Below are 19,386 nucleotides of genomic sequence, written 5' to 3' on the forward strand. Positions count from 1 at the left end.
GCCGCGCACGGCCAGTGGACCGATGGGCACCGCGCCGGGGCCGAACGGCCCGAGCCACCGCGGACCCGGCCATGACCCGACGAACCGCCCGGACGAGGTCCGGCCCATGGCTCGGGTGCGTGTGCTCCGGCCGTCAGGCGTCGAAGCGGCGGCGGGCGTCCTCGATGTGGCCGAGGTGCAGCCACCGCGATCCTCGACTGACCAGGTGCTCCTGGTCACTGAGCGCCGAAGTGGCCGACCCGCGCGCCCGGTCACGGATCGGAACGACTCGTCCAGCCGTCGGTCGGCGCCTCCTGCGTCCCGCCGGCGGGACGGCGCGTCGGCAGACTGACCGTGAACGCCGTGTGCCCCGGGCGGCTGGTCAGGCCGGCCGTGCCCCCGTGCGCGGTGACCACGGCGTGCACGATCGCCAGGCCCAGACCGGTACCGCCGGCGGCGCGGGAACGGCCGTGGTCGGCACGGACGAACCGACCGAAGATCTCCGGCCGCAGCTCCTCCGGGATCCCCGGGCCGTCGTCGGCGACCGTCAGCCGCACGGTCCGGGCGGTCGTCCGCAGCCGCACCGTGACGGCGGTCCCGGCGGGGGTGTGGGTCCGGGCATTGGCCAGGAGGTTCCCGATGACCTGGTGCAGCCGGTGCTCGTCGCCGGTCACCGTGACCGCCGTCTCGGGCAGGTCCAGCAGCCAGCGATGATCCGGGCCCGCGGCCCGTGCGTCGTCCGTCGCGTCCAGGACCAGGCGGGTCAGGTCGACCGGCGTCCGCTCCAGCGCCCGGCCCGCGTCGATCCGGGCGAGCAGCAGCAGGTCGTCGACCAGGCGGCTCAGGCGTTCCGATTCGGCGTTGATGCGCTCCAGGGAGTGCCGGACCTCGCCCGGCACCGGCCCCCGGTGGCGGAGGGCGAGCTCCGCATGCCCGCGGACGTTGGCCACCGGGGTGCGCAGCTCGTGACTGGCGTCGGCGGCGAACTGGCGCAGCCGCTCCTCGCCGGCCTGGCGGCGCTCCAGGGCGTTGCCGACGTGACCGAGCATCCGGTTCAAGGCGGTGCCCACCTGGCCGACCTCGGTCCGCGGGTCGGCCACCGGCACCGGCGCCGGCATGGCCACCTCACCGCTGGCCAGCGGGAGTTCGGCCACTCCGGCGGCGGTGGCGGTCACCCGCCGCAGCGGTCGCAGGGACAGTCGCACCCACAGCGCCCCGACGACGCCCGTGACCAGCAACGCCGCGCCGAAGACGCCCGCTTCCACCGCTTCCAGCCGGTGCACGGTCTCCTCGACCGGATGCAGCGGCAGCCCGGTCACCAGCACGTCGCCGTCGTCCCCGCGCACCGCGTTGACCCGGTACGCGCCCAGCGCGGACAGCCGGACGCCGTGGCCGGTGCCGTCGGTCGGCAGTCCGGCCAGCGACCGGAGGTCACGGGCGTCGAGCGGGACGGCGGCGTCGGTGGCCTGCCGCACGACGGCGGCCTGCGTCGGCGTGCCGTGCAGCAGCCGCGCGCCGAAGGTGCCGTCGGCCTGCCCGCGGGTGTCGGGCCGGTTGTCGGCGTCGGGCCGCGCCTCGTGCTCCAGACTGGCGGCGAACCGACCGGCCGAGGCGGACAGCTGCTGGTCCAGCCGCCCCACCAGGAACCCTTCGAGGGCGAAGACGGTGGTGACGCCGACCGCCAGACAGGCCAGCGCGAGGAGCGCGACCAGCCCGGCGGTGAGCTGGCCCCGCAGGCTGCGCGGGAGCGGCGGCCTCATGCGGCGTCCGGCTTGAGCACATAGCCGACCCCGCGCACCGTGTGGATCATGGGCGTCCGGCCGGCGTCGACCTTCTTGCGCAGGTAGCTGATGTAGAGCTCGACGACGTGCGCCCGACCGCCGAAGTCGTAGGACCAGACCCGGTCGAGGATCTGCGCCTTGGACAGCACCCGCCGCGGATTGCGCATCAGGAACCGGAGCAGCTCGAACTCGGTGCGGGACAGCTCGACGAGATCGCCGCCGCGGAACACCTCCCGGGCCTCCTCGTCCATGACGAGGTCCCCGACGACCAGGCGGTCGCCGACCGGCTCCCTGGCCATGCCGGCCCGGCGCAGCAGCCCGCGCACCCGCGCGAGGACCTCTTCCAGGCTGAAGGGTTTGGTGACGTAGTCGTCCCCGCCCGCGGTGATCCCGGCGATCCGGTCCTCTACGGAGTCCCGGGCGGTGAGAAAGAGCACACAGACCGTCTCCAGCTCCCGGCGCAGCAGCCGCAGCACCTCGATGCCGTCGGTGTCGGGCAGCATCCAGTCGAGGACGACGGCGTGTGGGCGGAATGAGCGGGCCACGGCGAGCGCGGTGGCGCCGTCGGGCGCGGCACGGACCTGCCAGCCCTCGCCCGCCAGCGCGCCGCACAGCACCTCGGTGAGGTCCGGCTCGTCGTCGATCACCAGGACCCGGACCGGTGAGCCGTCGTCGCTGGTCAGGCGGGCAGGGGTGGTGCGGTGGTTCGTCATGGTGGTTCCAGCATCCCTCGCCCCGCCGCGCTCCCGGTCCGCGGCCGGCTCTGAGTTTCCTGTGAATCCGGTGGCCGGGCCGCTGCTCAGAGCTTCTTCAGAAGTTCCGCTGCGACGCTGGCGCCCCCACCGGAACGGAGCCCCATGAGCGTCCTCACCCCACCCCGCGACACCGCCCCGACCAGCAGGTTCGCGCGCCGACCGGCCGCCTTGGTCCCCGCGCTGGCCCAGCTCCTCGTCTGGGCGGGCGCGGCCGGTGTCCTGGGCCTGTGGTGGGCCGACACCGCGTCGGTGACCGGTGTGGCGGGGTGGCTGACCGGAGCGGGCCGGATCACCGGGCTGCTGGCCGGGTACGCCTGCGCGGTGCTCGTCGCGCTGATGGCCCGGGTGCCGCTGCTGGACCACACCGTCGGCACCGACCGGCTGGCCCGCTGGCACGCGATGGGCGGGCGGTACACCGTCGGCCTGGCCCTCGCCCACGCCCTGCTGATCGTCTGGGGGGCCTCGCTCACCGTGCACAGCGGTGTGGTCCAGGAGACCACCACCCTCGTCCTCCACTACCCGGACATGCTGATGGCCACCGCCGGCTTCCTGCTGCTGGTCGGCACCGGCGTCGTCTCCGCACGGGCCGCCCGCCGCCGGCTGAGCTACGAGACCTGGCACTACCTCCACTTCCTGACCTACGTGGCGCTGTTCCTCGCCTTCGGCCACCAGCTCTCCAACGGCGCGGACTTCGTGGGCAACCGCACCGTCCAGCTGGCGTGGTACGCCCTGTACGTCGGCGTCGGGGCACTGGTCGCCTGGTACCGCTTCCTGCTCCCCCTCCGCCGGGCGCTGCGCCACCGCCTCCGGGTCGTCGAGGTCCACCCGGAGGCGCCGGGCGTGCTCTCCGTCCACCTCACCGGCCGACAGCTGACCGAACTGCGCGCAGAGTCGGGGCAGTTCTTCCGTTGGCGCTTCCTGGCACCCGGGCTGTGGTGGACCGCCACCCCCTACTCGCTGTCCGCGCCCCCACTCCCCCACCGACTGCGCATCACGGTGAAGGCGGCCGGCGGCCACAGTGCGGCGCTGGCCCGGCTCCGGCCCGGTACCCGGGTCTGGGCCGAGGGCCCCTACGGGGCGTTCACCGCGGCACGGCGCAGTGCCCCGAAGGTGCTGCTGCTGGCGGGCGGCGTCGGCATCACCCCGCTGCGCGCGCTCTTCGAAACCCTCCCCGGCGAGGTCACCCTGCTCTACCGGGCCCGTCGCCCCGAGGACCTCGCGCTGCGCGGCGAACTCGACGCGATCGCCACCGCCCGCCGCGCGGTGGTGCACTACGCCGTCAGCGAGCCGGCCGGAACCCCCTGCCCGCTGACCGCCCGCGCCCTCGGCCGGCTGGTCCCCGACCTGGCCGCGCACGACGTCTACGTCTGCGGACCGCCCGGCATGACCGAAGCCGCGCGCCGCGCCCTGCGCGCCGCCGGCGTACCGCGGCACCGCATCCACCACGAGTCCTTCGACTTCTGACGCCGCCCCGCGTCCCGTTCCGATCCGCAACTCCAAGGAGCCGCCGCGTGCGCCGAGCCGTCCTCACCACCGCATCGACCAGCGCACTGGTCGTCCTGCTGCTGTCGCTCAAACCGCACCATCCGGCCGCCCTGCCCGCGGCCGCCCCGGAGCCGTCGCCGACCGGCACCCGGCATCCCGGCACCCGGCCCGCCGACGGCACGTACACCGGCTCGCCGATACCCACCCGATACGGGACCGTGCAGGTCGCCGCCACCCTCAAGGGCGGACAGCTGACCGCCGTCAAGGTGCTCCAGGTACCGTCCGACAACGGGCGCGACCAGGAGATCGCCGGCTATGCCGTGCCCCGCCTGACGCAGGAGGCGCTGAGCGTGCACGGCGCCGCGATCGACGCGGTGTCCGGTGCCAGCTACACGAGCGCGGGCTACATCCAGTCGCTCCAGAGCGCCCTGGACCGGGCCGGTGCCTGAACGACGGGGCGCCGGCCTGCGGCACGTCGAACACGTCATGGGCACGGTGTTCTCCTTCGACGTCCGCGACCCCGCCACCCCCGCCCTGCAGACCGCCCTCGGCGACGCCGTCGCCTGGCTGCACCACGTCGACCGGGTCTTCTCCCCCTACCGCCCCGACAGCGCCGTCAGCCGCCTCGCCCGCGGCACCGTGCGCCCCGACGACTGCTCCGCGGAGGTGCGCGAGGTCCTCGACCTGTGCGAAGCCGCCCGGCACGCCACCGACGGCTGGTTCAGCCCGGTCGCCGGCGGCGTCCTCGACCCGTCGGGCCTGGTCAAGGGATGGGCGGTGGAGCGGGCCGCGCAGCGCCTGCGGGCCGCGGGCGCCCGCCACGTCTGCGTCAACGGAGGCGGTGACCTGCGGTTCAGCGGCGGGACGGCCCCCGGCGTCCCCTGGCGCATCGGCATCGCCCATCCGCTGCGCCCGGACGCCCTCTGCGCCGTCGTCACCGGCCACGACCTGGCCGTCGCCACCTCCGGCACCGCCGAACGCGGCGCGCACATCCTCGACCCGCACACCCGCGCCACGGCCCACGGCCCGGCCGCCGTGACCGTCGTCGGCCGCTCGCTGACCATGACCGACGCCTACGCCACGGCGGCCTTCGCGATGGGTGCGAAGGCCGCCGACTGGCTGGAATCCCTGCCCGGTCACGAGGCGTTGGCGGTCACCGCGGACGGCGGGTGCTGGCACACCACGGGCTTCCCCGACTGCGGCACACCGCTCGTCGCCGGCGCCTGACCGCGCCGCCGGCCCCTCACCTCAGCGGCACCGCCAGCTCGGCGGGGCCGCCCGCCGGCGAGCCGAACGACACGCTGCTGCCGTGCGGGGTACTCCCGCCGTACAGCGGGTCGGCGGTGTCCAGGACCAGGGCGAGCCGGTGCCCGGCCGGCAGGTCGTACGCGGTCGGGAAGAGCGCGACGTCGAGCGGGAAGGCGCGCCCCGGCTTCTGACCGGACCAGCTCTGCGGGGCGTGCGAGATCAACTTGCCCACGCCCAGGGCGTTCACGTCGTAGAGGTAGGCGAAGGCGGTGCCCTGCGGTGCGGACGCGGTGACGGCCGTGTGCAGCCGCGCGGCGCCGCGGAGGTGCTGGTCCGTCGCGTACGGCGCGCTCTGCCACACCGCGGCGGCGCTGCGCGGCAGCAGCGGGACGACGACGGTGGGCGGCAGGCCGACGATCTGGTCGAGGGCGCCGGACAGCTCGGCGACGCCGCCGTCGGCACCCGAGTCCTTGCCGCCGGCCACCTCCCGCCACCAGCCGTCACCGGCCGGGCCGCCGAGGGTCCCGGTGCCGTGGGAATCGGGGCGGCCCAGTCGCAGCCGTTCGGTCCGGGAACTGACGGCCTGCCAGTCCCGGTAGCTCTCGTGCCCGCCGCCGGGCCGGACCTCCAGCTCCACCCCCTGGCGCGCCTTCTCGGCGCCGCCCGAGCCCTTGAGGTGGCGGTCGAGCCACTGCCGCGCGCTCGACCAGGTGGCGTTGGGCAGGCCGAGCAGGCTGGTCAGCTCCTGGGTGGCGTGGTCCCCGGGCCGCAGTTCGAGCCGCTTGGGCACGGTCAGCCGCTGGTAGAAGGAGGTCATCTGGCCCGGGTTGAAGATGCTGTCGCCCCAGGCGTTGGCGAGGAAGACGGCGGTGCCGTGGGCGTTGATGCGGTCCACGTAAGTGGCCGGGGACCGGGTGTCGGCCCACTGGACAACGCGGGGCAGATCGTGGTTGGCGAAGAGGTCCGCCAGGGTCCGCGCGAACTCGGGGCTGCGGCGGCCGGTCGGCGTCTGGATGGCGGCCAGCAGTCCGGCGGCCTGGAGGTGCCGGGTCTGCCCGCTGTAGAGCGCGTCGGTCAGGTCGGCCCAGCCGCTGAGCGAGGCGACCGCCTTGACCCGCGGGTCGAAGGCGGCGCCCATCAGCGTCAGGCCGCCGCCCAGGGAGAGCCCCACCATGCCGATCCGGCTCCGGTCGGCCGGGGTGTGGGCCAGGGCCCAGTCGATGACGCTGGAGATGTCGGCCACGTCCTTGGGACCGGCGACGTCGATCTTCCCGCCGGATGCCCAGAAGCCGCGCACCGTGTACGTCACCGCGATGTAGCCGTCGGCGGCCAGTTGTCGTCCCTGGGCCACGTATTCCAGGTCGTTCTGCCCCCAGCTGGCCGGCTGGACGACCAGGGGGTAGTGGCCGTTGCGGTCGGCACCGGGAGTGCCGGGCGCGGGCGTGAACACATCGGCCTTGAGGACGGTGCCGTCCTTCATGGTGATGTCGGCCAGGCGGAAGGCCGGGGCGGCCGACGCCACGGAGGCGGGGGCCGCGGGCCGGCCCGGCGCGGCGGCCACCGCGGGGCCGCCGGGCACGGCCACGGCCAGGGTTGCGGCAACTACCGTGGCGCAGAGGGACGTTGCCGTCCTGCGTCGTCGGCCGAGGGGGTTGCCTGCGGTACGGCAGGGTCGCGCCATCACTTCTCCAGGTTTCAGACCGCGGCGCCACGGTGGCGCCCGTCCGGTGCGGTGATCGGGAGCGTAGGGCGGCGCGGCCACCCCGGACGAGATCATGATCAGCCAAATTACCGGCTGGTAACCCGCCCTGCGAGAAGGGCACTTGGCGGCACTCGAAGGGCGAAATACGAGAGATGAGACAAATGGTTTAGGGTACTCGGATGATCTTTATCGTTGTGAAGTTTCCCGTGAAACCCGAACACGTCGAGGAGTGGCCCGAGAAGGTCGACGCGTTCACCCGCGCCACCCGCGAGGAGCCGGGCAACCTCTGGTTCGAGTGGTCCCGCAGCCTCGAGGACCCGAACACCTACGTCCTGGTCGAGGCGTTCCAGGACGACGCGGGCGAGGCCCATGTGAACTCCGACCACTTCCGGGCCGGCCTGGAGGCGATGCGCCCGCTGCTGCGCCGCACGCCCGACATCGTGAGCCACGTGATCCCGGGCGCGGACGGCTGGAGCGCGATGGGCGAGCTCGCCATCGACTGACACCCGCGCCGCCACACGGCACAGCGGCGGGTCGCCCCGGGCGGCACGCCGCTTCGTCATGAACGGCCGCGCGCACGGTCGTCGCCACGCGCGGCCGGGGCTCACTCCCGTCCGGCGGCGGGCCGTGGTCCAGGAGGCGTGCGGGTCACCGTGCGGCCGGCGGCAGTGGCCGCACGGGCGAAGCGGGTGGCGTCGAGGACGGCGGCCCCGCCTGGGTCGTTGTTGAAGTACGCGTAGACGTCGGCCCGGTCGGGCCAGGCGTCGGCGATCCGCCGGACCCAGGTGTCCAGCGCCTGCCGCCCGTAGCGCGGCCAGGGGGCGGCGCGGCCTTCGTGGAAGCGCAGGTACCCCCAGTCCGCGGTGCGCCACAGGGGTGTCACGGGCCGGGAGCCCCGGTCCGCCCAGCACAGGGCGGCGCCACGGCGTTCCAGCACGGTGCGGATCGCGTCGGTCCACCACGAGTCGTGGCGGGGTTCGACGGCCACCCGGGTACCGGTGGGGAAGCAGTCCAGGCAGTCGGCCAGCAGTCCGGCGTCCGCGGGCAGGGTGGGCGGCAGTTGCAGCAGGACGGGGCCGAGCCGGGGGCGGAGGTGGGCGGCGCGCGCCATCAGCCGGCGGACCGGCTCCTGGGGGTCGCGGAGCCGCTTGATGTGGGTGAGGTAGCGGCTGGCCTTGACGGCCATGACGAAGTCGTCCGGCGTGCGGTCCCGCCAGTCGGCGAAGGTCCCGGCCTCGGGCAGCCGGTAGAAGGCGGCGTTGCTCTCGACGGTGGCGAAGTGCCGGGCGTACTCCTCCAGCCACCGGCGCTGCGGCAGGTCGGGCGGGTAGAGAGTGCCGCGCCAGTCGCGGTACTGCCAGCCGGAGGTTCCGAGGTGGATGGTCATGCGGGGAGGCATCCCCGGTCCGCCGCGACACGTACCGGCCGTCGCGCCCGCCGCGCCTGTCGCGCCCGCTGCCGGGGACGTCGTCAGGCGGAGAGACCGTATGCACTTTCTGCCGGTGAGGCCGCGGATGCTGCGCGCGACGGGGAACCTACCCACCCACCATGGGGAACATTGACCACAAAAGGTGCATCTTGACAGTCGTCGGGGCACGTTCTATGCAGATGATGTAGCCGGCTTGGTCGCCATATCAGCAGGTGAGAGGCGTTGCGAGGGATGCGGCCTGGGCCGTCCCGGCCGGGGGCGGGCCCACCACCGCGTCGTCGCCCCGGATCGGGCCGCGAGACGAGGAGAAGACCATGGCACGAGCAGTCGGTATCGACCTCGGGACGACGAATTCGGTGGTCAGCGTGCTGGAGGGCGGCGAGCCCACGGTCATCGCCAATGCCGAAGGGGCCCGGACCACCCCCTCGGTGGTCGCCTTCGCCAAGGGCGGCGACGTCCTGGTCGGCGAGATCGCCAAGCGCCAGGCCGTGACCAACGTGGACCGCACATGTCGCTCGGTCAAGCGCCACATGGGAGACGCCCAATGGCGCTTCCCCGAGAGCGGCGACATCGACGGCAAGCACTACACCGCCCAGGAGATCTCCGCGCGGGTGCTGCAGAAACTGAAGCGGGACGCCGAGAACTACCTGGGCGAGGACGTCGCCGACGCGGTGGTCACCGTCCCCGCGTACTTCAACGACGCGCAGCGCACCGCGACCAAGGAGGCCGGGGAGATCGCCGGGCTGAAGGTCCTGCGGATCGTCAACGAGCCCACCGCCGCCGCCCTGGCCTACGGCCTGGACAAGGAGAACGACCAGACCATCCTGGTCTTCGACCTCGGTGGCGGCACGTTCGACGTGTCGCTGTTGGAGATCGGCGACGGCGTGGTCGAGGTGAAGGCCACCAACGGCGACACCCACCTGGGCGGCGACGACTGGGACCAGCGGATCGTCGATCACCTGACCAAGCAGTTCAAGAACGCGTACGGCATCGACCTGTCCCAGGACAAGATGGCCACCCAGCGGCTGCGCGAGGCCGCGGAGAAGGCGAAGATCGAGCTGTCGGCGGCCACCGAGACCACGGTCAACCTGCCCTATCTGAGCGCCTCGCCCGAGGGGCCGCTGCACCTGGACGAGAAGCTCACCCGCGCCCAGTTCGAGCAGTTGACCGCGGACCTGCTGGAGCGCTGCAAGGCACCGTTCCACAACGCGGTCGACGACGCGGGGATCAAGGTCGCCGACATCAACCACGTGATCCTGGTGGGCGGTTCGACCCGGATGCCCGCGGTGACGGAACTGGTCAAGCAGCTGACCGGCAAGGACCCGCACAAGGGCGTCAACCCGGACGAGGTGGTCGCCATCGGGGCCGCCCTCCAGGCCGGTGTCCTCAAGGGCGAGGTCAAGGACATCCTGCTGCTCGACGTCACCCCGCTGTCCCTCGGTATCGAGACCAAGGGCGGCATCATGACCAAGCTGATCGAGCGCAACACCACGATCCCGACCAAGCGCTCGGAGACCTTCACCACGGCCGAGGACAACCAGCCGTCCGTGCAGATCCAGGTCTTCCAGGGCGAACGGGAGATCGCGGCGTACAACAAGAAGCTCGGGATGTTCCAGCTGACCGGTCTGCCGCCGGCCCCGCGCGGCGTCCCGCAGATCGAGGTCGCCTTCGACATCGACGCCAACGGCATCATGCACGTGACCGCCAAGGACCTGGGCACGGGCAAGGAGCAGAAGATGACCGTCACCGGCGGCTCCTCGCTGCCGAAGGACGACATCGACCGGATGGTCCGCGACGCCGAGCAGTACGCCGAGGAGGACCGCCGCAAGCGGGAGGCCGCCGAGACCCGCAACCAGGGCGAGCAGCTGGTCTACCAGACCGAGAAGTTCCTCAAGGACAACGAGGACAAGGTGCCCGGCGACGTCAGGACGGAGGTCGAGACCGCCGTCGGTGAGCTGAAGGAGAAGCTCAAGGGCGAGTCCGCCGAGGGCGACAACACCGCCGAGATCCGCACCGCGTCGGAGAAGGTCGCGACCGTCTCCCAGAAGCTCGGCCAGGCCATGTACGCCGACGCCCAGGCCGCCCAGAGCGCGACCGCGGACGGCACCGGGACGCACGGCGGTGGGCAGGCCAAGGCCGAGGACGAGGTCGTCGACGCGGAGATCGTGGACGACGACAAGCGGGAAGGAGGCGGACGATGAACCGTCCGACCGATGTCGGTCGCCTCCCCCGGCCGCCGCTCGCGCTGGTCGGGCGCACCGGGCCGGAGCGCGGCTCGGCCCCGCCGTCCCGGCCGGAGTCGGAACCGGTGCGGCCGGACCGGGGCACCGCCGGTGCGGTGGCGCCCCCGACCCGGCGCGGCACCGCACCGCCCGGCGCCGCCCGACCGGAGGCCGGCGGGTCCGACCTCGAACGGCTGGCGGGCGAACTGCGGGAGCGCACGGCCGATCTGCAGCGGCTCAAGGCCGAGTTCGACAACTACCGGCGCCGGGTGCACCGCGACCGGCTGGCGGTCGGCCAGATCGCCGTGGGCAATGTGCTGGCCCGGCTGCTGCCGGTGCTCGACGCGATCGCCGAGGCCGCCGGCCAGGGCCAGCTGACCGACGGCTTCCGGCGCGTCGCCGACCTCCTGGAAGCGGAGCTGGCGTCCCTGGGCCTGACGTCCTTCGGGACCGCCGGCGAGCCGTTCGACCCGAACGTCCACGAGGCACTCGTCTACACCCCGCCCGGGCAGGCCGGGGCGACGGCCGGGTCGGCCGCCCGGGCCGCGGCGGCCGAGCGGGCGGTCTGCGCCGACGTCCTCCGCCCGGGTTTCCGGGTGGGCGACCGGCTGCTGCGCCCCGCCCAGGTGGCCGTGGCCGGTGAGCAGCCGGACGCGCACGGGGCCCGACTACCGTAGTTCCGCGGCCGGTTGGGCAGGTTCGTCGGCTCGGGGGCAGCGGTCCGACGGCCGTCGGCCGGCCGCCACGCCGGCCACCAGCAGTGCCGCGACGGCCGCCAGGCACAGCCAGGCGAAGGTGTCGCCGATCCGGTCGTAGACCGTGGTGGTGCCGTGGGTCGGGACGTACGCCACGGTGGCCTGCCGGTCGGTGGTGAAGTAGTCCGTGTCGGCCAGGACGTGGCCTTGGTTGTCGAAGGCGGCCGTGTCGCCCTCCGCGTCCTGGCGGAACAGCGCGTAGCCGGCCTCGACGGCCCGGAGGGCGGCCTTGCGGGTGTGCGCGCGGCCGTACTCCCGCCAGTCGTGGGACGGGACGAGCATGATGTCGGCGGGCACCCGCATCATGCCGGGGAAGTCCGCGTCGTAGCAGATGACGTTGGCCAGCCGGCCGTACGGGGTGGCGGCTACGGGGACCCGGCCGTCGCCGGGGACGTAGGTCTCCGAGCCGGGGATGGGGTGGGCCTTCTGGTAGGTCCGGCGCACGGTGCCGCGGGGGTCGATCAGCAGCGTTTCGTTGCGGCCGTAGGCCGGTGCCTGGGCGGTGTGGACGCCGATGCCGATCTCCAGGTAGATCCGGGAGCGGCGGGCCTCCTCCCGGGCCGCCGCGATGGCCGCGGGCTCGTCGGCGGCCAGCGTCCGCACCCCCCGCTCGGGCCAGACCACGATCTTCGCGCCGGCCGCGGCCTCGCGTCGGGTGGCGGCCAGCAGGTTGTCGAGCACCGCCCGCATGGCCGGCCCGAGGCTCGCCGGCGGGTGGTTGACGAGTTCCGCGGGCCCGCCGGTGGCCTGGGCGTACGCCGCCTTCTGGGCCCGGAGTACGGCGCTGTCGGCGGTGACCCCGGCGATCCGCACCGTCGGCCCGTCCGCCGGGAGGAAGGCGAGCCGGGCACCGCCGGCGAGGACGACGGCCAGCAACACCGCGGCGCAGGTGGAAACGGCGCGGCGCGCGGCGCGCCAGGAAGCCCTCTCCCAGGCGAGGTTGGCGACCGCGGCGGACCAGGCGATCAGGAAGCCGATGCCGTAGGAGCCCGTGACCGAGACCAGCTGGAGGAGCGGCAGCACACCGTACTGGGTGACCGCCAGCGAGCCGTAGGCGGTGCCGAACGGCGAGAGCAGGGTGATCAGGAACTCGGCGCCGGCCACCGCGGCGGGGAACACCAGCAGCGCCGCCCACGGCCGCAACCGGCCCACGAGCAGCCGGTCGAGGAGGAACGGCAGGGTCAGCAACGCGGCGAGCGCGACCGCTCCCCCCAACGTGGCGGGGCTGAACAGCGCCGACTCGGCGAGCCAGAAGACCGCCGCCGCGGTGTTGGCCGCCCACAGCCACAGGACGCCGGACCAGGCGCGGCCGGTGCGGGCGAAGCGCAGCAGCAGGACGGGGAAGACCCAGGCCGCGGCGGCGATGTCCCAGCGGCCGCCGACGGCGAGGAGGTGTGCCGCGGTGCCCAGCACCAGCCAGGCCCAGCGGGCGCGGGCCGCCGGTGTACGGGGGCCGGGGCGGGGCGTCCGCCCGGCGGTGCTCGTCGTGTTCACGTGGTTCGTCGGTCCCTTCGAGGTGGCGCGGTGGCGCTTTCCGGTCGGGTTTCGACGCTACGAAGGGGGAGGTGGCCGGGGCGTCGTCCTGGGTGCCGATCCGTCGCGGGCCCGCGCAACCCTGGTTGCGTCGGCCGTGCTCCCGTTCCCTCCTACGGCACGATGACCTCGGCCGATGCGGGTGGCTAGCCTTGCGGGCAGCTATGGACACGCATCCCACTGCCGCCCCGCGCGGCGCCTGGCGCCGGCTCGCCGACCGGCGTCCCCGGCTCACCGATCTCGCGCTCGGCGGCGGGCTCACCGCGTTCGACATGTTGACCCTGCTGGCGCGGCAGCCGACGCCGGGGCCGGCCGGGGTGGCGCTGTGGGGGCTCCAGACGGTTCCGTTGCTGTGGCGCCGCCGCTGGCCGCGCGCCGTGCTGTGCGCCATGACCGCCGCGTTCGTCGCCTTCGAGGTGGCCGATCCGGTGCCGGGCAAGATCCCGGGCCCGTTCCTGCTGGTCTTCGGGGTGTACGCGGTGGCCCGCTACACGCCGGTGCAGGCCGGTCTGCCCTGGGTGGTGCTGTCCCTGCTCACGGCGGTGACGACGGACCTGCTCACCGGACGGACCGGGCCGCCGCAGCCCGGTTCGCTGGAGCCGATCACCGCCACCACCTTCGTCGTCCTCTACGGTGCCGCCTGGCTCGTGGGGTACGGGCGGCGGCGGATCGTGCGCCAGGCGGACCGGTTGGGCGACCTCAATCTGCGGCTCGGCGCGACCAACGGCCAGTTGCAGGACGTCAATGCCCGGCTGCGCGAGGCCAACGAACGACTGCGCGCCGAGCGGGAGATCAACGCCCGCCAGGCGGTCGTCGCCGAACGGGCCCGGATCGCCCGCGACCTCCACGACGTGGTCGCCCACCACGTGAGCGCCATCGCCCTCCAGGCGCGCGCCACCGAGGAGGTGGTCCAGGACGATCCGGCGGACGGCCGGCGGGGCGTGGCACGCATCGCGGCCACCGCCGACACCGCGCTCGTCGAGATGCGCCGAATCCTCGGCCTGCTGACTGCTGTCGAGGAGCGGGACGGGGACGCCGGCCCGGCCCCGGAACCGTCCCTCCGCCACCTCGACCGGCTCTTCGCCGCGGCCGAGGCGGCCGGCTGCCCGGTGACCGCGACGCTGGACGAGGCCCTCGGCGAGCTGCCGCCCGCGCTCCAGATCTCGGCCTACCGCATCGTCCAGGAGGCGCTCACCAACGTCCTCAAGCACGCCGGCCCCACGGATGTACGGGTCGCGCTGCGCCAGGACGGGACGGCGCTGACCGTCGCCGTCGAGAACGGCCCGCCCGCCGACGGGCACCGGCCGCCGCCCGGCTCCGGTCGGGGACTGCTCGGCGTCCGCGAGCGCGTCGCGGCGTTCGGCGGCACGGTGCGTATCGGGCCGCGCCCGCACGGCGGCTGGCAGTTGTCCGCCACCCTGCTCTTGGAGGCCCCGGCATGACCCTCCGTGTGCTCCTCGCCGACGACCAGGAGATGGTCCGGGACGCGCTGCGGGCCGTCATCGACCGCCGCCCGGACTTCGAGGTGGTCGGTGCCGCCGCCGACGGCGCGGAGGCGGTCGCGCTGGCCGTCGCGCTGCGCCCGGACGTGGTGGTGATGGACGTCCGGATGCCCGGCATGAACGGCGTGGAGGCCACCCGCCGGCTGCACGCCGACTGGCCGCACCCCGGGCCGCCGCCCCGCGTCCTGGTCCTGACCACCTTCGACCTGGACGACTACGTGCACACCGCGCTGCGCGCCGGGGCCGGCGGCTTCCTGCTCAAGAACAGCCCGCCGGACCAACTCGCCCACGCCCTGCGGGTGGTGGCCGACGGGGAGGCGATGCTCGCCCCCAGCGTCACGCACCGCCTGATCAACACCTTCACCGCACTGCCCGCGGCCCTGCTGCCCGACGCCCCGCCTCCCCACGGGGGCGCCGCACGACTCCTGGACACCCTCACCGCCCGCGAGCTGGAGGTGCTCGTCCTGGTCGCCCGGGGCCGTTCCAACCTCCAGATCGGCGAGGACCTCGGCCTGTCCCAGGCCACCGTGAAGAGCCGCGTCAACCGCATCCTCACCCGCCTCGGCCTGGAAAACCGCGTACAGGCCGCCCTCCTGGCCCACGAGGAGGCAGGGCTTCTCCGACCTGGCGGAAACCCACCCGGGGCTGCCGCACCATAGAACCTCTCCAGCTGCTCTCCGGCACGTTGGCCGGACCACCCGGGCAGGCAGGTCGGCGAGGCGAGCTGCCTGCCCCCGCACATTTCGCCCCCTGCCCCAGGCAGGAAACCCGCTGGTCAGCTCCTGAACCATGGGGGATGCTGCCCATGTGATCGAGCAAGAGGCCGCAGTACGGATCGTCGAGGACGAGTTGGACCGCGAGAATCAGCGGTGGTCGGCCATGGGCGTGGAGTCGATCCGCACTCTCGTGATGCAGGTCGACGAACACGAGCTGGTGTGGAAGGTCTACGTCCAGTCCGAGGAGTACGTGCGCACCCGGGACTTCGGAGCAATGCTCGTCGGCCTCGGGCCCTACCTGGTGGACCGTGTCGACGGTGGGCTGCACCGGATCGGAGTGGTCTCCGAGATCGGCGGAGAGTGGGAGGCCGACTACCGCACCCGCATCCGCGGCATGCCCGTCCGCACCGCGGTGGACGATCTGCACGACGAGATAACCGAGATCGCCACCGCTCAAGGCCGGCTGCCCTCCGTACGCGCCCTGCGACGGAAGCTGCCGAAGCTGACCCCCGCTCAAGCACTGCACTACGTCGACGCCTTGCTCGACGGCACCGCCCCACCCCCACCCCACCTCACGGCCCTCGCGTCCGAACAACTCGTCGCACCCCTCAACCCGGCGCTCACCGTGACAACCCTCCGGGGTCCTCATGGCACAACCTGACGCGTGACTTGGCCTTCCAGGGGCCCTCGTCGTCCCATCACGGCGCCAGCAGCACCACAGCGGTCCGTCCGTTGGTGGCGGATGTAAGGGTTTCGTCATACGTCGCGGCGGCCTTGGGGGGCGTTGCCCTGCCTATGGTCGGACGGATACACCTGGAGGTTTCCCATGGGTGCTGCCCGTCGTTTCACTCCCCCGATCTCGCCGGAGTTCTGGCGCAGCCCGCTGCGCGGCCCCCGGCTGACAGCGCTGCTCGGCGTGGTCCTGCTGGCCGGGATCACCCTGTTGTTCGTGACCGGGCTGCTGTCGTATGCCGCGTACAACCCGGATCTGGCCGGCGGTGTCAACGACAAGACTCCGGACAAGGGCCTGTTGGGTTTCTATCTCTTCGCCTGGCCGACCGGGCCGCACTGGCTCTACCGGCTCACCCAGGGTGTGCATGTCACTCTCGGCGTGGTGCTGGTGCCTGTGCTGCTGGCGAAGCTGTGGTCGGTGATCCCGAAGCTGTTCACGATGCCGCCGGCCCGGTCGATCGGGCATGCGCTGGAGCGGCTCTCCCTGTTGCTGTTGGTCGGCGGGGCGCTGTTCGAGTTCGTCACCGGTCTCCTCAACGTCCAGCTGGACTATGTGTTTCCCGGGTCGTTCTATTCGCTGCACTTCTACGGGGCGTGGGTGTTCATCGGGGCGTTCGTGGTCCATGTGGTGCTGAAGCTGCCGCGGACCGTACGGGCGCTGCGCGAGCGCACGGATCCGGATGCGGCGGCCGATGACACCGGGCTGGTGGCGGTCCGCCCGGCCCCGCCGACGGTGTCGCGGCGCGGTGCGCTGGGGCTGGTGGGTGCCGGTTCGCTGCTGCTGTTCCTGACGACGGCCGGGCAGAGCATCGGGGGCTGGTGGCGGCGTACCGCGCTGCTGGCGCCGCACGGAGGCGCGGATCCGGGCAGCGGCCCGAACGGCTTCCAGATCAACAAGTCGGCAGCGGGGGCGGGCGTGCGGGCCCGGGACACCGGCGAAGACTGGCAGCTGACGGTCGAGGGAGGCGGGCGGCGGGTGCGGTTGAGCCGGGCCGAGCTGCTGCGGCTGCCGCAGTACGAAGTGGCGTTGCCGATCGCCTGTGTGGAGGGCTGGTCGACGGAGGACCAGCGGTGGAGCGGGGTACGGCTGCGGGATCTGGCCGCGCTGGTGGGGCTGGACGAGGCGCCGCCCGGAGTGCTGGTGGAGTCGCTGCAGTTGTCCGGCGCGTTCCGGCGGGCCGCACTGCGGGACAACCAGGTGCGCGATCCCCGGTCGTTGCTGGCACTGCGGGTGGGTGGGGCGGATCTGTCGCTGGATCACGGGTTTCCGGCGCGGATCATCGTGCCGGCGGCGCCCGGGGTGCTCAATACCAAGTGGGTGGCACGGATGACGTTCGGAGCGGTGTGATGGTGCGGCGGCAAGGAACTGTGCGGGTGCGGCTACGACGAGCCGTGGCGGGCGGGGCGCGCCGGGCGGGCCGTTGGTACGGCGAAGGGCCGCTGCATCTGCTGCTGTTGGTGGCCTCGTTCGCGCTGACTGGCTATGTCGGGGTGCGGTTGCTGGCCGATGCGCAATGGCCGTTGGTGGTGGTGTGGTTCGTGGGGGCGGCGCTGCTGCACGATCTCGTGCTGGTGCCGCTGTACACGGTGGTCGCCCAGGCGGTGGCCCGGGTGACGGCCGGTACCACGCGGCACCGGGCGTGGACCGGGTACGTACGCGTTCCTGCGGCGCTCTCCGGACTGCTCCTGCTGGTGTGGTGGCCGCTGATCTCCCTCGGGCCCGGCAGTGCCGCGGCGGCGCACTACACACTGACGACCCGACTGCCGAGCGAGGTCTTCTGGGCCCGCTGGCTGCTGATCAGCGCGGGAATGTTCGCACTGGCTGCACTGTGGCTGCTGGTCCGTACGCTGCATACGTGGTATTCGGGCTCGGCGCAGCCACTGCTGCGGGCTGCGACCGCCCGCCGCCGCCGGCGGCGGCGGGGCAGGGCATCGAAGTAGCGGTCACCGAACGGAAGTTGGCCTCCGTCGGGCACTGTCGGTCGACATCTCCTCAATCCGGCCGCTCCGCCCGGCCTCGCGCCCGGCTCCGGTCGGCCAGGAAGTTTTCTCCGCTCGGCTGTCACACCCCCGCGTCGGGATCCGTCGATCCAGCGACAGACACCAACCGATCACCGCCACGAGGAGAGCACCAGATGAACACCGCAGCCAACACCTCAGCCAGCACCGCGACTGGCACCGCGACCACCACCGCGACGACCGCTGCCCGGATGAAGAACCCGCCATGGTCCTGCCGGACACCATGAAAGGCATCCAGAACATCTACAAGGCCATGTACCAGGGCGGCGTCAACCCGCAGATCCTGGAACTGGTCCACCTGCGCGCCAGCCAGATCGACCGGATCGGTACGGAACAGGCAGGCCGGGCCGTGCTCATCGGCGCGGGCCTGCTGCCGCCGGAGGAGGCCGAGGCGCTGCGCCGGGTCCGCTGGCCCGGCCGCCCAAGGCCCCGACCCGCCAAGCGCACACGCTGACCACCTCGCCATGGCACCACCCCGGCCTCCTCGCGGTCCAAGACGAGGAGTCGGCGTGCAGGCCCTGGAAGAACAACGTCACCGCGTCGGCGATCAAGGCTTGAACAGCGAAGACACGGGTCACGGGCAGCGTCCGCCGGCAGGTATCGGCGATGCTGAAGAGGGCAAGGCTCCCAGGGAGGCGAACCCCAACCCGAGGTCGCGAGATACGGACAGGCTCGTGGCCTCCACCAGGCCCGGACGCTCGGGGAACTGCTCCGCGTCAGGCCGACGCAGGCGGGGCCGGGAGGGGCGAAGGTGCGGTTCGTGCCCGGGTGACGGCGTCATGGAGGGCCTTCGGGTCGTCCGCGTGCAGCCTGATCAGCCGTACGGGGCGGGGCGCGCCGAGCAGCCGCGGCGCGTCGACGGGCTCCGTCAGTTCGAGGGTGACGGAGGTCTGCGAGCCGACGTCCAGGTTCAGCTCGCCGTCCGCCTTCTGGTGGGTGAACAGCGTTTCGCGCCGGACGGAGACGATCCGGTCGAGCGGCACGCGGACGTCGACGTGGGCCGCCTGGCGGACGCGCAGGACGCCGTCGGCGAGCACGTGCGGACGGGTTGCGGAGGCCGCATGCAGACCGAGGACGAAGAGGACGGTGTAGACGTCCAGGACGAGGACCACGGCGTGGATGACGGGCCAGTTGGCGAGCAGGAACGACATGCCGACGGTCTCGACGACACAGACGAACGCGAAGCCGTACATCTGGGCGGCCTGGTCTTGGGCGTGCGGGAAGACCGCGTCGGCCCCGTTGATGCCGTGCGGGCGGCGGGCGACCCACCGGACCAGGCTCGTCATCAGCCGCAGCTCGTGCCCGGCGACACGCAGCACGGGCTCGGGCACGAGTTCCGCGAGCGTCTCCCGCCGGGAGAGCCCGCGCCGCCGCAGCCGCAGCCAGGCGAACACCTCGGCACCGAGCAGGCCCAGCATGAGCAGTTCGGCACCGAGCAGGACGGAGCCGGGTATCCGCACCCCGCCGATCAGACAGGCGGCCTTACGTTGTTGGGCGGGTTGATCGAGCCATTCGTAGGGTTGGGTCG

At 73.1% G+C, this 19,386-nt stretch carries 18 protein-coding genes; 12 read left to right on the plus strand and 6 right to left on the minus strand.

The features are described from left to right. Nucleotides 1-251: 251 nt before the first annotated feature. Nucleotides 252-1,739, minus strand: coding sequence for a sensor histidine kinase (locus SNOUR_RS04095; protein ID WP_067343943.1), 1,488 nt, complete (start codon nt 1,737-1,739; stop codon nt 252-254). Further along, nucleotides 1,736-2,473, minus strand: coding sequence for a response regulator transcription factor (locus tag SNOUR_RS04100; protein WP_067343945.1), 738 nt, complete (start codon nt 2,471-2,473; stop codon nt 1,736-1,738). Before SNOUR_RS04100 ends, SNOUR_RS04095 begins: the two co-directional genes overlap by 4 nt. Nucleotides 2,474-2,617: 144 nt before the next feature. Between SNOUR_RS04100 and SNOUR_RS04105 the strand changes: the two genes are divergently transcribed. The 3 genes from SNOUR_RS04105 to SNOUR_RS04115 are packed head-to-tail and all read left to right on the plus strand — an operon-like array spanning nt 2,618 to nt 5,227. After that, nucleotides 2,618-3,979: a ferredoxin reductase family protein gene (locus tag SNOUR_RS04105; RefSeq protein WP_067343947.1), complete on the plus strand. Its 1,362-nt coding sequence runs from the start codon at nt 2,618-2,620 to the stop codon at nt 3,977-3,979. Between the two features lie 47 nt (nt 3,980-4,026). Then, complete coding sequence (locus SNOUR_RS04110) at nt 4,027-4,449, plus strand: FMN-binding protein (protein WP_067343949.1); 423 nt, start codon at nt 4,027-4,029, stop codon at nt 4,447-4,449. A gap of 37 nt (nt 4,450-4,486) precedes the next feature. Beyond that, nucleotides 4,487-5,227 carry an FAD:protein FMN transferase gene (locus SNOUR_RS04115; protein WP_067357668.1) on the plus strand — a complete coding sequence of 247 codons (741 nt, stop codon included), beginning with the start codon at nt 4,487-4,489 and terminating at the stop codon, nt 5,225-5,227. 16 nt (nt 5,228-5,243) lie between these two features. Here the strand turns inward: SNOUR_RS04115 and SNOUR_RS04120 are convergent, their stop codons facing one another. After that, a complete protein-coding gene (locus tag SNOUR_RS04120) occupies nt 5,244-6,929 on the minus strand; it encodes a CocE/NonD family hydrolase (protein ID WP_067343951.1) in 1,686 nt (561 codons plus the stop codon). A 200-nt stretch (nt 6,930-7,129) separates the two neighbouring features. On the opposite strand from SNOUR_RS04120, the gene SNOUR_RS04125 reads away from it, so the two are divergent. Continuing rightward, nucleotides 7,130-7,453 carry a putative quinol monooxygenase gene (locus SNOUR_RS04125; RefSeq protein WP_067343953.1) on the plus strand — a complete coding sequence of 108 codons (324 nt, stop codon included), beginning with the start codon at nt 7,130-7,132 and terminating at the stop codon, nt 7,451-7,453. A 101-nt stretch (nt 7,454-7,554) separates the two neighbouring features. Here the strand turns inward: SNOUR_RS04125 and SNOUR_RS04130 are convergent, their stop codons facing one another. Continuing rightward, nucleotides 7,555-8,337 (minus strand): DUF72 domain-containing protein, encoded by a 783-nt coding sequence (locus tag SNOUR_RS04130; protein WP_067343955.1) that lies wholly within the window; start codon nt 8,335-8,337, stop codon nt 7,555-7,557. A gap of 356 nt (nt 8,338-8,693) precedes the next feature. Between SNOUR_RS04130 and dnaK the strand changes: the two genes are divergently transcribed. Both dnaK and grpE read left to right on the plus strand, forming a co-directional pair. Then, entirely contained in the window at nt 8,694-10,580 is a 1,887-nt protein-coding gene (dnaK, locus tag SNOUR_RS04135; RefSeq protein ID WP_067343957.1) for a molecular chaperone DnaK, read from the plus strand. Continuing rightward, on the plus strand, nt 10,577-11,278 hold the full coding sequence (gene grpE, locus SNOUR_RS04140; protein WP_067343959.1) for a nucleotide exchange factor GrpE: 702 nt from the start codon (nt 10,577-10,579) through the stop codon (nt 11,276-11,278). The genes dnaK and grpE overlap by 4 nt, the downstream gene beginning before the upstream one ends. Here grpE and SNOUR_RS04145 read toward each other — a convergent pair. Further along, the gene (locus tag SNOUR_RS04145) at nt 11,270-12,850 is read right to left on the minus strand and encodes a nitrilase-related carbon-nitrogen hydrolase (RefSeq protein ID WP_079142185.1); all 1,581 of its coding nucleotides are present in this window, start codon (nt 12,848-12,850) and stop codon (nt 11,270-11,272) included. The genes grpE and SNOUR_RS04145 overlap by 9 nt on opposite strands. A 203-nt stretch (nt 12,851-13,053) precedes the next feature. On the opposite strand from SNOUR_RS04145, the gene SNOUR_RS04150 reads away from it, so the two are divergent. The 6 genes from SNOUR_RS04150 to SNOUR_RS47965 all read left to right on the plus strand — a co-directional run bounded on the left by SNOUR_RS04150 (nt 13,054) and on the right by SNOUR_RS47965 (nt 18,312). Beyond that, the gene (locus SNOUR_RS04150; protein ID WP_067343961.1) at nt 13,054-14,331 is read left to right on the plus strand and encodes a sensor histidine kinase; all 1,278 of its coding nucleotides are present in this window, start codon (nt 13,054-13,056) and stop codon (nt 14,329-14,331) included. After that, entirely contained in the window at nt 14,328-15,050 is a 723-nt protein-coding gene (locus SNOUR_RS04155) for a response regulator (protein ID WP_067343963.1), read from the plus strand. Before SNOUR_RS04150 ends, SNOUR_RS04155 begins: the two co-directional genes overlap by 4 nt. Nucleotides 15,051-15,198: 148 nt before the next feature. After that, entirely contained in the window at nt 15,199-15,768 is a 570-nt protein-coding gene (locus SNOUR_RS04160) for a YrhB domain-containing protein (RefSeq protein ID WP_067343965.1), read from the plus strand. 165 nt (nt 15,769-15,933) lie between these two features. After that, on the plus strand, nt 15,934-17,187 hold the full coding sequence (locus SNOUR_RS04165) for a molybdopterin-dependent oxidoreductase (protein WP_067343967.1): 1,254 nt from the start codon (nt 15,934-15,936) through the stop codon (nt 17,185-17,187). Between the two features lie 26 nt (nt 17,188-17,213). After that, the gene (locus SNOUR_RS04170; RefSeq protein ID WP_312631890.1) at nt 17,214-17,780 is read left to right on the plus strand and encodes a hypothetical protein; all 567 of its coding nucleotides are present in this window, start codon (nt 17,214-17,216) and stop codon (nt 17,778-17,780) included. 283 nt (nt 17,781-18,063) lie between these two features. Continuing rightward, nucleotides 18,064-18,312 carry a carboxymuconolactone decarboxylase family protein gene (locus SNOUR_RS47965; protein WP_067343970.1) on the plus strand — a complete coding sequence of 83 codons (249 nt, stop codon included), beginning with the start codon at nt 18,064-18,066 and terminating at the stop codon, nt 18,310-18,312. 262 nt (nt 18,313-18,574) lie between these two features. Here the strand turns inward: SNOUR_RS47965 and SNOUR_RS04180 are convergent, their stop codons facing one another. Beyond that, a complete protein-coding gene (locus SNOUR_RS04180; protein ID WP_312631892.1) occupies nt 18,575-19,318 on the minus strand; it encodes a hypothetical protein in 744 nt (247 codons plus the stop codon). Between the last annotated feature and the right edge of the window lie 68 nt (nt 19,319-19,386).

It is taken from the genome of Streptomyces noursei ATCC 11455, assembly GCF_001704275.1.
Classification (GTDB): domain Bacteria; phylum Actinomycetota; class Actinomycetes; order Streptomycetales; family Streptomycetaceae; genus Streptomyces; species Streptomyces noursei.